We start from the raw sequence: 13,677 nt of genomic DNA, 5'->3' as shown, positions 1-13,677 counted from the left end.
ACGTGCGCCGCCGGGCGTTTTCCGGGGTTTCTCCGGGAGCCGCGGAATCTGACCGGCCGCACCGGTGCGGGCCCGGCCGGGGTCCGGCGGTAAAGTGGCAGCGTGGGTTTGGACTTTACGGCGATCGACTTCGAGACTGCGAACGGCTTCCGGGGCTCACCCTGCGCTGTTGGCCTGACCAAGGTGCGGGGCGGCGTCGTCGTCGACGAGGCGTCCTGGCTGATGCGGCCGCCGGAAAATTACGACCGCTTCGACCACCACAACGTGCGGATCCACGGGATCCGGCCCGAACAGGTGGCCGGGCTCCCGCGCTTCGGTGAACTCTTCCCGGAGATCGGCGCCTTCATTGGCAGTGACGTCCTGGCTGCCCACAACGCTGCCTTCGACCTGGGCGTAATCCGCTCGGCCCTGGAGGTTTCCGGCCTCCCCGGCCCCGCCTACGACTACGTCTGTACGGTGATGCTGTCCCGCCGCTGCTACTCCCTGGTGTCCAATTCACTGCCTTACGCGGCCGAGGAAGCCGGCGTTCCGCTGGTCAACCACCACGACGCCGCCGAGGACGCGCGGGCGTGCGCCGGGATCCTGGTGGACATCGCCGCACGCAACGGCGCCAACAGCATCGCCGAACTTCACCTGTCCCTGGGCCTGGCGGTGTCCCACCAGGCGGCCTTCGACCCCCTCCGGGACCCGCTCTCTAAAGCCAGCCAGTCGGCCCTGGAGGCCTTCGCCGGGGGAGCAGCCGCGGCCGCCCCTTCCCGGAGCTACCAGCCGGGCTGGCCCGAAGAAGGCGCCAACCCGCCGCCGAACGCCTTCGCCGATCCGGGGCACCCCCTGTTCGGCCAGACCGTGGTGTTCACCGGCGAGCTCGCCATGGCCCGGCCCGAGGCGAAGATCCGTTCCGCGGAGTTCGGCGCCACGCCGGAAAGCCGGGTCACCGCCCGCACCACCGTCCTGGTGGTGGGCGACGGTTTTGTCGCGGCCGACCTGCGCTCCGGCCGGCTCACCGGCAAGGCCCGGCGTGTCCTGGAGCTGCACGAACGCGGCCGCCGGATCGAGGTCCTCTCCGAGGGCGAATTCCTGCAGATGGTGGGCGGCCACGTGTCCACCGCCGCGCTGGCCTAGGTGTACTGCCCAGGCAGGTTGGTTAAGCGGCTGATAGGCGGGTGGCCTCCGATTGCGGTGTGGGGCCTGTGGTGATTGTAGTGGTGCAGCCATGCCGGGAGGGCGTTTCTGCGGGCTGATTCCGTGGCGTAGTAGCGTTTGAAGGCCCATCCGTCGGCGAGGGTTCGGTGGAAGCGTTCGATCTTTCCGTTGGTCTGCGGGCGGTAGGGCCGGGTCTTCTTTGCCTTGATGCCAAGTTCCCGGCAGGTGTCGCGCCAGAGGTGGGATTTGTATGCCCGGGACACCGGCCAGCCGTGTTCTACGACGAGACGCGCGACGCGCAACCGTTGGCGTGGCGTCAAAGCGGCATTAGCGTGGGACATGAGGACCTCCTGGTCGCTGCAGCGGTTGTCTAAGCAACTCCACTGTGCAACCGGAGGTCCTCACCTTTGGGTCAACGACTCCAGCGAGTCATCACATTCACCGAACCAACGTCCCTGGGCAGTACACCTAGATCCGCCCCGCGCTCAGGAGGCGCTGCGGTTACACCGCAGCAGCCAAACAGTGCTGCTGTCAGACGGCAGTAGCCAGACAGCCCTGCGGTCATACGGCGCAACAAACGTTCCGGCGGGGACCGTCCGGCTCCTAGCCTTGGATGATGAGCAAACCCTCTTTGGCACCCACCGGAACTGTGTCACCTGGAGCCGGGTTACCTGGAACCGTGTCACCCGAAACCGGGGCATCCGGAACCGGGTCCGGCGGCTCCGGCTGGCGGGCCGCCTTCGCATTTCCGAACCCCGTCAACGAGTACGCTGCCCGCATCACCGCCGGCCTGGTGGTGCTGCTCGCCGGCATCACGCTGCTGACCGGCGCCGGCTGGGGCCTTACCGCCATTGCCGCCGGGTTCTGGCTGCGCGTCCTGTTCGGACCCAGGTTTTCGCCGCTGGCCCTGCTTTCGGTCAAAGTCCTGGCGCCGAGGCTGGGGAAGACCCGGCTGGTTCCCGGACCGCCGAAGCGCTTCGCGCAGGGCATCGGTGCCGCGGTGTCCACCACCGCCGCCGTCCTGCTGGCCGCCGGGCTGGCGCCCGCGGCGTGGATCCTGCTCGCGGTCTTGGTTGTTGCCGCGTCCCTTGAGGCGTTCGCCGGCTTTTGCCTGGGCTGCACCATCTTCGGCTTCCTGCAGCGCCGGGGCCTGATCCCCGAGGACGTGTGCGAGGCCTGCAACAACATCTCGCTCCGGCGCGCCTGAGCCCCGGCGGGCCCCTGTCCAGGAGGAGCTGCTCAGGAGGAACTGTCCAGGAGGAGCTTTTCAGGAGCCGGTGACCGCCGCCAGACGGGAGGCCATGCCGCGGACAAGCTCCGGGGCCTCCAGGACTGCCAGCCACTCCGCCGGCAGGCAGTCCTCGCCGTAGAACGTGCCAAGGATGTTGCCCGTCATCGACGCGGCGGAGCCGCTGTCCCCGCCGTGGTTCACGGCGACGTCGATGGCCGCGCGGAAGTGCGCATCCGGGGTGCCGGGAGCGGTGTTCTCCGGTGCCGTGGAGAGCACCGCAAACAGCGCGACGGCGAGTGCCTCCTCGGCGGTGCGGCCTTCGCCGAGTTCGCCGGCCAGATCGCCGGGGCCGGGCGCGGAGCCGGCGACGCCGAGCCGGAGTGCGGCCTCCAGCCGGGCGGTGAGCCCGGGATCAACCATTTCGTCGGTGCGCAGCCGGGCCCCGTCCGGCCCGGCGCCCCCGCCGGAGGCCCCGTCCAGCTGGCGGACGGCAAACTCAGCAGCGTCGCGGAGGTTGTGGCCGGAGGCCAGGGCATGGATGACGAGGCTGAAGGCGCCGGCGCTTTGCCGGGCCGCGGGATGCCCGTGCGTCAGTGACGCGGCATCGGCGCTGAGTTTGTAGACGGCGTCGGCGGCAATGAACGGAATCAAGCCGAAGGGGGCAGACCGCATCACGGCACCGCAGCCCTTCGCCTCCGGGTTCACGGGACGGTAAAACGTCCCCATCTCCCCGGTGGCAAGACCGCTCAGGCAGGCACTCTCCGGGGCGCGACGGTGCCGGAGGACGTCATGGGAATCGATCCAGCGCGGCGGCTGGAACGGCGCCGCGTCCGGAACGGGGACCCCCTGGGTGGCGAGCCAGCGCAGGTAGGCCAGCCACAGGCAGGCAGTGGTGTCCGCGGCCACGCCGTCGTTGGCCCACTCCAGGGCCTCGAGCAGCCCGTCCACGGTGTAGAGCGTGAGCTGCGTGCCGTCGGAAAAGTGGCTGCCGCCGTCGGACGCGGTTTCGACGGCGAACCCCAGCGTGTCCCCGAGGGCGCCACCCAGCAGGCACCCGTGGATCCGGGACCCGTGCGAGGGGGTTGAAGGCAGCGCAGGGACGGTGGCGGGCTCGTTGCTCATGACTTAGAATTTTACCCCGCCCGCATAGCGGCGCGGGTGCCCTACGGCAACACCCGGACAGCAGGCGACCAATGCGCGAACCAGCATGGCGGAAGACCGGATCCACCCCCGACTACCGGTTCTCGCTCGCCAACGAAACGACGTTCCTGGCCTGGATCCGGACATCCCTGGCGCTGATCGTGGGGGCGCTGGGCATCGACCAGCTGTTCCCGGAGATAGCCCCTGCCCCGCTGCGGATTGCCTTGTGCGTGGCGCTGGCCGTCATCGGCGCCCTCCTGGCTGTGGTGGCCTACCGGCGCTGGGGGCAAATGGAGGAAGCCATGCGCCAGGACCGTGAATTGCCGTTTTCCGGTGTGATGCTGGTGATGACCATCGGGGTGGCGGCAGCGGCGTTTATCCTGGCCATCCTGCTCCTGGCCGCGCGGTGAGCGCCCCGGCCGCCCGGGACCCGGGACTGCAGCCGGAGCGGACCGAGCTGTCGTGGGGCCGGACGCTTCTGGCCCTCTTCGCGGCGGACCTGCTGATCTGGCGCAGCTGGGCGGTGGCGGCGTCCCAGGGCGGTGCCGTGCCGGAAGCCGGGCCGTCCTCTCACGGCTGGGCCGGCGCCGCGACCCCGGACTACCTGGGCGTCTGTGCACTGGCGGCCACGGTGGCCACCGTGGTGCTGTGCCTCTGCGTCGCCGTCCGGGTCCGGCAGCTGAGGCACTCCTCCTATGCGCCTCCCTCCTCCCTGATGCGCTGGTCCGCCGCCGGAGTGGTGGTGCTCGGACTCAGCTCCGTTGCCGCGGTGGCGCTGGGCGTCTGAGCCGGTGTCCAGCCAACCCCCAGAATCCGCTGGCAGACTGCACGCTGACCCCCAAACAAAGGAACTCCTGCACATGACCACGCCCGCGCCCGTCCCTGAACCGGCCGTCCCCGAATCTTCAGTCCGACCGGCCGCCGGCCCAGGCGTTGCCCCGGACGGGCCCCCGGACGGGACTCCGCGGCCCGGACTGCTGCTCCGGGTGTCCGCCGAGGCATTGGGGACGTTCTTCGTGGTGGTGGCCGGCCTGGGCGTCCCGCTGTTCACCCTTCCGCAGTCCAACCCGCTCTCCGCCGCCCTGGCCGCAGGGCTGGCGGTCGCGGCGGCCATGCTGGCCTTCGGATACGTTTCCGGCGGCCACTTTAATCCCGCGGTGACCGCCGGAAACGCGATTGCGGGCCGGATCCGCTTCGCTGACGCCGCGGCGTACGCGGGCGCGCAGCTGGCGGGCGCCCTGGCCGCCGCCGTGGTGCTCTTCGGCATCCTGCGCACCGTCCCCAACATTGCCGACACCAGGACCGCCTTTGACACGGTGGCGGCCGGTTTCGGGGAGAACTCCATCATCCAGGTTCCGCTGGCGGGCGTCCTGCTCATCGAGGTGCTCGGCACCGCGCTGGTCGTGGCTGTCTTCCTGGGCGCCACCGCTGCCCGCAACCCGTCCCGGCTGTCGGCCCCGTTCGCCGTCGGCCTGACCATGGCGGTGCTGCTGCAGTTCGGCCAGGCGGCTGGCAACACGCCCTTTAATCCGGCGCGCGCCACGGCGTCGGCGCTCTTCAGCAGCCCGGACGTGCTGGGCCAGCTGTGGCTCTTCTGGGTTGCTCCGCTGGTGGGCGCCGCCCTCGCCGGGCTGGTCTGCCGCGGCTTCGCGCAGGGCGCCCGGCCCGTGCCCGCCGCTGCGGACCGGGCGGATCACGCGCCCGTGGGGGATGACGCGGACGCCGCTGACCCGGAGTTTAGTGACGCGGCAGGGGCGGCCACACCCCGGCCGCAGCCGGCGGAACCCCGGCCGGAGGTTGCCGGCGGAGACGAAGCGCGTGCGTTCTTCGACGGAGAGCGCGGCAACCGGGGAGGCAGCGGCACGCCGGGCGGGCCGAACGCCTAGTCCGCTGCTGCCCGGGAACCGGCCGGGACCGGCTCCGCAACGCAGCTCCGGAGCGGTGGCGCAATCCTGTCGGTGGCAGCCGATACCGTAGGAACATGCGGTTATTGCACACCTCGGACTGGCATTTGGGCCGGTCGTTCCACGGCGTCGGCATGCTCGACGCCCAGCGCGCGTTCATCGACCAGCTCGTCTCCTGCGTGCGGGACGAGTCGGTCGACGTCGTCCTCATCGCCGGCGACGTCTATGACCGCGCCCTGCCCGGGGTGGACGTTGTCCGCCTGCTGGACGACGCCCTGGTGGGACTGACCGGGGCGGGTGCGCGCGTGGTGTTGACCAGCGGCAACCACGACTCCGCCATCCGGCTGGGATTCGCCTCGCGGCTGCTGGAGCGCGGGGGCGTGCACCTGCGCACCCGGCTCGCCGAGCTGGACCAGCCGGTGCTGTTGCCGCTCGATGCCGCCGACCCCGACGCCGGAGCCGTGCTCGCCATTTATGGCATTCCCTGGCTGGAACCCCGGCTTGTGGCCGATCAGCTCGGTGCTGAAACCGCCAGCCATTTCGAGGTCACCCGGGCAGCCACCGAACGCATCCGGACCGACCTGGCGGCCCGGTCCGAGTCCCGGACCGTCCATTCCGTGGTTCTTGCACACACGTTCGCCAGCGGCGGGATCAGCTCGGACAGCGAACGGGACCTCAGCATCGGCGGTGTCGGCGCCGTGCCGCTGGATCTCTTTGACGGCTTCAGCTACACCGCCTTGGGCCACTTGCACGGCCGGCAGGAGCTGTCTCCCGCCGTCCGCTATTCCGGTTCGCCCCTCGCGTACTCGTTCTCTGAGGCCCAGCACCGGAAGGGAAGCTGGCTCCTGGACATCGGCAAGGACGGCCTTACCGGCGTCCGGGAGGTGCTGTGGGAAGCCCCCCGGACCCTGGCGGTGCTGCGCGGCAAGCTCGACCAGCTGCTCTCTGCCGGGGACCTCGTCTGGGCGGAGACCGCCTACTGCCAGATCACCCTGACCGACGCGCAGCGGCCGGCCCAGGCCATGGAGAAGCTGCGCGCCCGGTTCCCCGACACCCTGGTGCTGGGCTTCGATCCGGAAGGGTCGGGCGCCGCCGCAACCACCAGTTACAGCAGCAGGCTCGCCGAGGCCACGGACGACCTCTCCATCTGCTGCGGCTTCCTGGAACACGTCCGCGGCCGGGCCGCCGACGACGCGGAGGCGGCCGTGCTGGCCGAGGCCCTGGAAGCCGTGCGCCTGGAAGGACTGTCCCTGTGAGGATCCACCGTCTCGAAATCTCCGCCTTTGGTCCTTTCGCCGCCACCGAACACGTCGATTTTGACCGCCTGAGCAGCCACGGGCTGTTTCTGCTGAACGGGCCCACCGGCGCCGGCAAGACCAGCGTGCTGGACGCCATCTGCTTCGCCCTCTACGGTTCGGTGCCCGGGGCGCGGCAGGACGGCAAGCGGCTGCGCAGCGACCATGCCGACGCCACTGCCGAGCCCCGGGTCACGTGTGAATTTTCCGCCCGCGGGCGGCACTTCGAGGTGTCCCGTTCGCCTGCGTGGAACAAGCCCAGCACCCGGGGCAAAAACGGCTACACCGTCCAGCAGGCCAACACCGTGCTGCGCGAACGCGTCGGCGGCGAATGGATCGAAAAATCCGGACGCAACGACGAGGCGGGAGCCGAGATCGCCGACGTCCTCGGCATGAACCGGGAGCAGTTCACCCGGGTAGTCATGCTGCCGCAGGGCGACTTCGCGGCGTTCCTGCGGTCCAAGGCCACGGACCGCCTCGACCTGCTGCAGAGCCTCTTCGGCACCCAGCGCTTCGAGGCCGTGGAACAGGAGCTCGCCCGGAAGGCGCAAGCCGCCCGTGCCGAAGTGGCCGGCCTCAACAGCCAGCTCGAGCTCCTGTTCGCCCAGGCGGAGACCGAGACGGCCGCGCTGGGGCTCGACACCGCGGACGCCCCGGACCGGGCCGCGCCGGACCGGTTCCTCGCCTGGCTGCGGGGAAGCGCCGCCGCAGCCGGGGAGCAGCGGCGTGCAGCTGCGCTCGACGCCGAAGAACTGCGCCTCCGCCGCGTCACCGCCCGGGACGCCGCGACGGCGCGGGCAGCCCGCCAGGTGCGGCTTGCCGCCGCCGAGCGCCGGCGCTTCGAGGCGGAGGCCGCTGCCCCCGCCATCGCCGCGAAGAACAGCCAGCTGGACCTGCACCGCAAAGCCGAGGTCCTCGGCGGCCAGCTGCAGGCCGTGGACAGCGCCCGGGCGGCCGAGGAGGCCGCCGCGGCGGCCATGGCCGCGGCCGGGGACCACGTGCGCACCGCGGCCCTCACCGACCCGGAACTCGCCACCTTGCCGGCGGAGGCCGACGGCGGCGCCCTGCGGTCCGCGCTGGAGCGGCTGCGCTCGCTGCGCGCTGTGCTCGAGGAGCGCCTGCCCGATGAAACCAGGCTGGCCGGACTTCGGGACCGCAGCTCGCGGCTGAGCCAGGACCTGGCCCGCCTTGAAGAAGGGCATACAACCCGGGCAGCCGCCCTTCTCACCCTGCGCAACGAATCGGTGGAGCTCCTCGCGGGGCTGCGGCCCCTCGAGGAACTCGCCGCCGAGCTGCAGCTGCGGACCAAGGAGGCCGCTGCCGCGGAGGAACTCCTGGTCCTGGTCCGGCGCTACGCCGCTGCCGGGAAGGCGTGCGCGGCAGTCGCGGAACGCCATGGCAGCGCCCGGCAGGAATACCAGGACCGGCGCCAGCGATGGCTGGACCTCCGCGAGGAACGGCTGGCCAACGCCGCCGCCGAACTTGGTTCGCAGCTGCAGGCCGGCGAGCCGTGCCCGGTCTGCGGCAGCTCCGAACATCCCGCCCCGGCCATGGCCGCAGCGACCGCGTTGACGGTGGCCGAGGCCGAGCAGGCCGCGCAGCACGCCTGCGAGGAAGCGGAGACCGCACTCGCGGCGCTCGAACGCGAACTCGCCGACGCCCAGCAGGAGGTCGCCGTCCTGGCGGCCCAGGGTGGAAGCACCGCACCCGAGGTTGCGGGCGAGGAAGCCGCCGTGGCGGCAGAACGCGCCGCCGAGGCACGACGCGCAGCGGCGGACCTCGCCGCGAGCCGGGCGCGGCACGCCGAACTGGAGGAGGAAATCGCGGGTGCCGAGCGGGCACAGACGGAAGCAATGGCAAGCATCGCCCAGACCGAGGCAGGCCTCGCGGAAGTCTCCGGCCAAGCCGAGGCGCTGGACCTGGCCCTGAGCACGCTCCGGGCGGGCCACCCGGCCCTGGCCGGCCGTATCAGCGCGATCGCGGGCACCGCCGCTGTGCTGGAACGCGCCGACGCGGCGCGGACCCGGCTGGAACAGGCTGCGGACCGCTCCGCGGAAGCCCGTCGGCAGCTGGAGCAGGCCCTTCCGGGCACCGGCTTCGCGTCCGCCGATGCGGCCCGCGCGGTCCTGCTCTCCGCCGCTGACTCCGCAGCACTGGAAAGCGCCGTCCGCGCCGCCCAGGACGAGGAGGCCCGGATCGGGGAACTCTTCGCCAGCGACGAGCTGGTCCAGGCTGCCCGCGAGCTGGAGAGCGGCGGACCGCTCAGCGATGAGCTGGTGGAACAGCTCCGCGCTGAAGCGGAGGAGGCGGATCGATCGGCCCGTGAGGCCGCCCTCGCCGCCGGCCTGGCGGAACAATCGGTGCGGAGCCTGGACACGATCGCCGCCGGCTATGCCCGGCTCGCGGCCGAGGGCCGGGAGCCGCGGGAACGGGCGCAGCTGCTGGCCGCCGTCGCCGACGCGGCGCGGGGAGCGGGGGACAACAACTACCGCATGAGCCTGAACAGCTATGTCCTCGCCGCACGGCTCGAGCAGGTGGCCGTGGCCGCCTCGGAACGGCTCATCGGCATGAGCGACGGCCGGTATACCCTTCAACACTCGGACGCGAAGGCCGCACGCGGCGCCAAGTCCGGGCTGGGGCTGGAAGTGGTGGACCAGTGGACGGGCCAGCGGCGCGACACCGCGACGCTGTCCGGCGGCGAGTCCTTTATGGCGTCGCTGGCGCTCGCGCTCGGGCTGGCGGATGTGGTGCAGCAGGAATCCGGGGGAGTGGACATCGAAACACTGTTCGTGGACGAGGGCTTCGGCAGCCTCGACGATCAGGCCCTGGAACAAGTCATGGACGCCCTCGAAGGGCTCCGCGACGGCGGCCGGGTGGTGGGCCTGGTGAGCCACGTGGGCGAGATGAAACAGCGCATCAGCACCCAGCTCCAGGTGGCCAAGGGGCGCAACGGTTCCACCCTGCACATCTCCGACGACGCGCTGGCCTGAGCCCGGGCCCGGCCCGCCACGCCGGGCCCTGGTGCAGCTATAATGGGAGCGTTACCGGGTCGCGCGCATCGGGAGGAGGGACGATGCGCACCATTGAACGAACCCGGAAACCATGACTCTTACAACGTCGTCCCAGCCGGCGGGCACCCCCGCGCCGCTTTCCCCTGACACCGCTGCCGGCCCCTCTTCCGCTCCGCAGACCGAGGCAGCACCGCCGGCACCGCACGCAGGCGGGCGCTTCTCCCGGCTGCCGATGCTCGCCGGCAAAAGCTTTATCCCGATCGGGATCTTCGCCCGCCTGCCGCTCGCCATGCTCACGGTCGGAGCACTCACCCTCGCCACCGCCGTCACAGGATCCTACGCCGTGGGCGGCACGGTGGCGGGAGCCGTGGGTATCGGCTCAGCCCTCGGCGCCCCCGTCTTCGGTGCGCTGGCAGACCGGCTGGGCCAGCGCCCGGTGCTGCTGTTCGCCGCTGTCTTCAACACCGCAGCCGTCCTTGCGCTGATCCTGGCCGCTTACCTGATCCCCGGCGGGGATGACCTTGCCGGCGCAGTGCCCGTCCTGGCAGCCGCCTTCGTGGCCGGTGCCAGCTGCCCGCAGGTGGGCTCCCTGGCCCGGGTCCGCTGGATGGCGCTGACCTCCCGCGGCCGGCGGAATGCCCGCCCCGGCGACCTGGACACGGCACTGTCCTACGAAAGCACCGCCGACGAACTGACCTTCGTCCTGGGCCCGGCACTCGTGGGAATCCTCGCCAGCCTGATCACCCCGTGGCTGCCGCTCGCCCTGGCCGCCGTGCTGACTATCACCCTTGTCCCGGCCTTTGCGGTGCACGCCACGCATCACGCGGTGGGCCGGACCCCGGCCCCCACGGCGTCCGGTGCGGCGCAGAAGAAACGGCTCCGCGCGTCCCTGAGCGTCGGGCAGCGTGCCGGTGCCGCTGCCGCCGTCGGGCTTCCGGTGCTGGCCATGGTCTGCATGGGCACGTTCTTTGGTTCCACCCAGACCGCGCTGAGTTCCTTCTCCGCAACCTTCGCCACCTCCGAACTGGCGGGCCTGCTCTACGCGGTGATGGGCCTCAGCTCCGCCGCGGCGGCCCTGTCGGTGGCGTACTGGCCCCAGCGGTTCTCGGTGCACGCGCGCTGGATGGTGAGCGCGGGCCTGATGGCGGCGCTGGCGCTGCTGCTGTTGCTGCCCTCGACGGCGCTGCCCATGATCCTGGTGCTCCTGGTCCTGGGACTCCCGGTGGGCCCGCTGATGGTCACGGTTTTCGCGATCGGCGGCCTGGTGGCGCCGGCGGGGAAACTCGGCACGGTCATGACGGCCCTGGCCAGCGGCATCGTCGCGGGCACCGCGACCGGATCCACCATCGCCGGGCAGCTGGCGCAGCACCACGGCTACTCCGCGGCATTCCTCGTTCCGGTCTGTGCTGCGGCGGCGCTGTTCCTGCTCGGCGCGGCGGCCGCCGTCGTACTCCGGCGGCGGAAGAAGACGGCGGCGGCCGTCTAATACAGCTGCGCTTCAGCCCAGCTGGCTCTCGATGCGTCCCGCGGCCGCGGTGAGGGCCGCGGCCACCTCCGCCGGATCCTGGGCGGCACGGATGTAGACGACGGCGAGTGCCGCCGGCCGCCCGCCCGGAACCCGGACGGGGACCGCCACCGAGGAGACACCGGAGATGACCTCGTCGTGGCTGGCCGCATATCCCCGGCGGCGGGCCTCAGCGGCCTCGGCCCGGTAGGGGATGCCGGGCGCTGCGCCCGTCCATTCCTCCTCGGACAGGGCCGATTGGATCGCGATCCCCGGTGCGCCGGCGCTGATCGGGTGCCGGGAGCCGGGATGCTGGACCACCGTGGCCCCGGTGTGCCGCGGATCCACGGTCACCAGGGTGACGCACTCAGCGTGGTCCCAGACAGCGATAAACGCGCTCATCATCAGGGTGTTGGCGAGCTGGGTGAGCTCAGGCAGGGCGGCGGTCTGCAGATTCCGTGACACACCGCGGGCCAGCACGGCCAGGCCCGGCCCCGGCTGGACCCGGCCGCCGTCGTCGCGCACCAGCAGTGAGTGGTCCTCCAGGGTGCGGAGGATGCGGTAGGCGACCGACCGGTGCACCCCCATCGCGTCGGCCAGTTCGGCAATGGTCAGCGGGTGCTGGGCCTCGGCCAGGATTTCGAGGGCGCGGATGCCACGTGACAACGTCTGGGACGGGGAGGCCTGGGCGCTGCCGGCGGTCGGGGTCATGGCTCCATCCTAAAGGTGCACCGGGACGGATCCGGGACCCGCAAACGGGCCTCCGCGCACGGCCCTGACTCCGGCGTGGCGTTCCATATGGGAACCATGGATTCGCTTATAGAATTCGAGCTCGGTAGCGGCGATTCCGGGCCTTCCGCCGCGGCGTACGGACGGCGTTGCGGAAAAGTTCCCGAAGGATGTGTGCCTAATCACATAATTCATAGTATGATTCTGAATACTAACTGACCGTTCGATCAGTAAATGCATTCGATCAGCAAATCCAGAGGCATTCAGTTATTCACCCGTACCCATTCCGGGCAGAATTCCTGCCCCCAGCAACGGAGTTTCAATGACCGCAACTTCAAGTGTCGATTCTGAGGCGGGCCCAAGCAGCAAGCATGAGGAACGCAAGGTCCTCGCCGGCACGCTGGTCGGCACCACCATCGAGTGGTACGACTTCTTCATCTTTGCCCAGCTGACGGCCACGCTGCTGTCCCCGCTCTTCCTGGCGCCGCTGAACGCCTCCAACCCGGGCCTGGCGCAGATCCTGTCCTTCGCCCTCATCGGCATCAGCTTCCTGTTCCGCCCGCTCGGCGCCATCGTCGCCGGCCACCTGGGTGACCGCCTCGGCCGCAAGGCCATGCTGGTCTTCACTCTCATCATGATGGGTGCCGCCACGGCGCTGATCGGCATGCTGCCCACCTACGCCCAGATCGGCTTCTGGGCTCCGGTCCTGCTCATCCTGCTCCGCATCGTCCAGGGCTTCTCCGCCGGCGGTGAATGGGGCGGCGCAGCCCTCATGGCCGTCGAGCACGCTCCCAAGAGCAAGCGCGGGCTGTTCGGCGCCTACCCGCAGATCGGTGTTCCGGTGGGCATGATCCTCGCCACCGGCCTGCTGTTCTTCCTGAACTCCAGCATGTCCAAGGAAGACTTCGCAGCCTGGGGCTGGCGGGTGCCGTTCCTGCTGTCCATCGTGCTGATCGTGGTCGGCTACCTGATCCGCCGCGCCGTCGCCGAGAGCCCTGTCTTCAAGGAGATGGCCGCCCGCAAGGAAGAAAGCAAGGCCCCGCTCGGCGAGCTCATCCGCAAGCACAAGAAGGCCGTCCTCTACTCGACGATGATCTTCATCGGCAACAACGCCGCCGGCTACCTCCTGATCGCCTTCTTCATCTCCTACGCCACCAAGTCCCTGAAGATGCCCACCCCGCAGATCCTGCTGGCCACCACGCTGGCGTCCTTCGGCTGGCTGATCTTCACGCTGGTCGGCGGCTGGCTGTCGGATAAGATCGGCCGCGTCAAGACGTTCCTGCTCGGCTACGGCATCGTCTTTGCCTGGATGATCCCGATGTTCGCCCTCATCGACACCAAGAACATCGTGCTCTACGGCGTCGCCCTGTTCGTCCTGACCATCGGCCTGGGCCTGTCCTACGGCCCGATGTCCGCCATGTACGCCGAGATGTTCCCGGCGAAGGTGCGCTACTCGGGTATTTCGATCGGCTACGCCTTCGGCGCCATCCTTGGCGGAGCGTTTGCGGCCACCATCGCCGAGGCACTGCTGCAGGGCACCGGCTGGACCGGTTCCATCGGCATCTACATCATGATCCTCTGCGTCATCTCCGCCGCCGGCGTCCTGCTGGCCGGGGAAACCAGGGGCCGTCCGCTCGGCGTCAGCAGCCACCACTAGGCACGCTGCACCAGCCAAGCACCAGCCGCCAGGTAAGAAAGAGAGGGGCGGGGGGGAAAAAGA

Annotated in this window: 11 protein-coding genes and 1 pseudogene; 9 read left to right on the top strand and 3 right to left on the bottom strand. The window is 70.5% G+C overall.

Annotated elements, in window-relative coordinates:
- Window positions 1-102 precede the first annotated feature (102 nt).
- Complete coding sequence (locus tag ACTWQD_RS17595) at window positions 103-1,122, top strand: exonuclease domain-containing protein (RefSeq protein ID WP_443197416.1); 1,020 nt, start codon at window positions 103-105, stop codon at window positions 1,120-1,122.
- On the opposite strand, the pseudogene ACTWQD_RS17590 reads toward ACTWQD_RS17595, so the two are convergent.
- Window positions 1,119-1,397 (bottom strand): annotated as a pseudogene (locus ACTWQD_RS17590) (integrase core domain-containing protein); the annotation flags it as partial. The gene ACTWQD_RS17595 and the pseudogene ACTWQD_RS17590 overlap by 4 nt on opposite strands.
- Window positions 1,398-1,759: 362 nt before the next feature.
- On the opposite strand from ACTWQD_RS17590, the gene ACTWQD_RS17585 reads away from it, so the two are divergent.
- Window positions 1,760-2,350 (top strand): DUF4395 domain-containing protein, encoded by a 591-nt coding sequence (locus ACTWQD_RS17585; RefSeq protein ID WP_443197415.1) that lies wholly within the window; start codon window positions 1,760-1,762, stop codon window positions 2,348-2,350.
- Window positions 2,351-2,410: 60 nt separating this feature from the next.
- Here ACTWQD_RS17585 and ACTWQD_RS17580 read toward each other — a convergent pair whose 3' ends face one another.
- A complete protein-coding gene (locus tag ACTWQD_RS17580; RefSeq protein ID WP_443197414.1) occupies window positions 2,411-3,496 on the bottom strand; it encodes an ADP-ribosylglycohydrolase family protein in 1,086 nt (361 codons plus the stop codon).
- 71 nt (window positions 3,497-3,567) lie between these two features.
- On the opposite strand from ACTWQD_RS17580, the gene ACTWQD_RS17575 reads away from it, so the two are divergent.
- The 6 genes from ACTWQD_RS17575 to ACTWQD_RS17550 all read left to right on the top strand — a co-directional run bounded on the left by ACTWQD_RS17575 (window position 3,568) and on the right by ACTWQD_RS17550 (window position 11,210).
- Complete coding sequence (locus ACTWQD_RS17575) at window positions 3,568-3,924, top strand: YidH family protein (RefSeq protein WP_443197413.1); 357 nt, start codon at window positions 3,568-3,570, stop codon at window positions 3,922-3,924.
- Complete coding sequence (locus tag ACTWQD_RS17570; protein ID WP_443197412.1) at window positions 3,921-4,301, top strand: DUF202 domain-containing protein; 381 nt, start codon at window positions 3,921-3,923, stop codon at window positions 4,299-4,301. Before ACTWQD_RS17575 ends, ACTWQD_RS17570 begins: the two co-directional genes overlap by 4 nt.
- A gap of 73 nt (window positions 4,302-4,374) precedes the next feature.
- Window positions 4,375-5,400 (top strand): aquaporin, encoded by a 1,026-nt coding sequence (locus ACTWQD_RS17565; protein ID WP_443197411.1) that lies wholly within the window; start codon window positions 4,375-4,377, stop codon window positions 5,398-5,400.
- A 95-nt stretch (window positions 5,401-5,495) separates the two neighbouring features.
- Entirely contained in the window at window positions 5,496-6,674 is a 1,179-nt protein-coding gene (locus tag ACTWQD_RS17560; protein WP_443197410.1) for an exonuclease SbcCD subunit D, read from the top strand.
- Window positions 6,671-9,703, top strand: coding sequence for an AAA family ATPase (locus ACTWQD_RS17555; protein ID WP_443197409.1), 3,033 nt, complete (start codon window positions 6,671-6,673; stop codon window positions 9,701-9,703). The genes ACTWQD_RS17560 and ACTWQD_RS17555 overlap by 4 nt, the downstream gene beginning before the upstream one ends.
- Window positions 9,704-9,815: 112 nt before the next feature.
- Window positions 9,816-11,210 (top strand): MFS transporter, encoded by a 1,395-nt coding sequence (locus ACTWQD_RS17550; RefSeq protein ID WP_443197408.1) that lies wholly within the window; start codon window positions 9,816-9,818, stop codon window positions 11,208-11,210.
- Window positions 11,211-11,222: 12 nt separating this feature from the next.
- Here the strand turns inward: ACTWQD_RS17550 and ACTWQD_RS17545 are convergent, their stop codons facing one another.
- Complete coding sequence (locus ACTWQD_RS17545; RefSeq protein ID WP_443197407.1) at window positions 11,223-11,939, bottom strand: IclR family transcriptional regulator; 717 nt, start codon at window positions 11,937-11,939, stop codon at window positions 11,223-11,225.
- A gap of 340 nt (window positions 11,940-12,279) precedes the next feature.
- On the opposite strand from ACTWQD_RS17545, the gene ACTWQD_RS17540 reads away from it, so the two are divergent.
- Entirely contained in the window at window positions 12,280-13,614 is a 1,335-nt protein-coding gene (locus ACTWQD_RS17540) for an MFS transporter (protein ID WP_443197406.1), read from the top strand.
- Window positions 13,615-13,677: the final 63 nt, after the last annotated feature.

The sequence above is a fragment of the Pseudarthrobacter sp. 1C304 genome (genome assembly GCF_052245515.1).
Classification (GTDB): domain Bacteria; phylum Actinomycetota; class Actinomycetes; order Actinomycetales; family Micrococcaceae; genus Arthrobacter.
This window is presented reverse-complemented; position numbering and strand designations above follow the sequence as displayed.

Bases quoted from the DNA above. Each gene is read 5' to 3' on its own strand.
- ACTWQD_RS17580 (WP_443197414.1), bottom strand. From the start codon at position 3,496: ATGAGCAACGAGCCCGCCACCGTCCCTGCGCTGCCTTCAACCCCCTCG.
- ACTWQD_RS17550 (WP_443197408.1), top strand. From the start codon at position 9,816: ATGACTCTTACAACGTCGTCCCAGCCGGCGGGCACCCCCGCGCCGCTT.
- ACTWQD_RS17545 (WP_443197407.1), bottom strand. From the start codon at position 11,939: ATGACCCCGACCGCCGGCAGCGCCCAGGCCTCCCCGTCCCAGACGTTG.
- ACTWQD_RS17540 (WP_443197406.1), top strand. From the start codon at position 12,280: ATGACCGCAACTTCAAGTGTCGATTCTGAGGCGGGCCCAAGCAGCAAG.
- ACTWQD_RS17585 (WP_443197415.1), top strand. From the start codon at position 1,760: ATGAGCAAACCCTCTTTGGCACCCACCGGAACTGTGTCACCTGGAGCC.
- ACTWQD_RS17560 (WP_443197410.1), top strand. From the start codon at position 5,496: ATGCGGTTATTGCACACCTCGGACTGGCATTTGGGCCGGTCGTTCCAC.
- ACTWQD_RS17565 (WP_443197411.1), top strand. From the start codon at position 4,375: ATGACCACGCCCGCGCCCGTCCCTGAACCGGCCGTCCCCGAATCTTCA.
- ACTWQD_RS17575 (WP_443197413.1), top strand. From the start codon at position 3,568: ATGCGCGAACCAGCATGGCGGAAGACCGGATCCACCCCCGACTACCGG.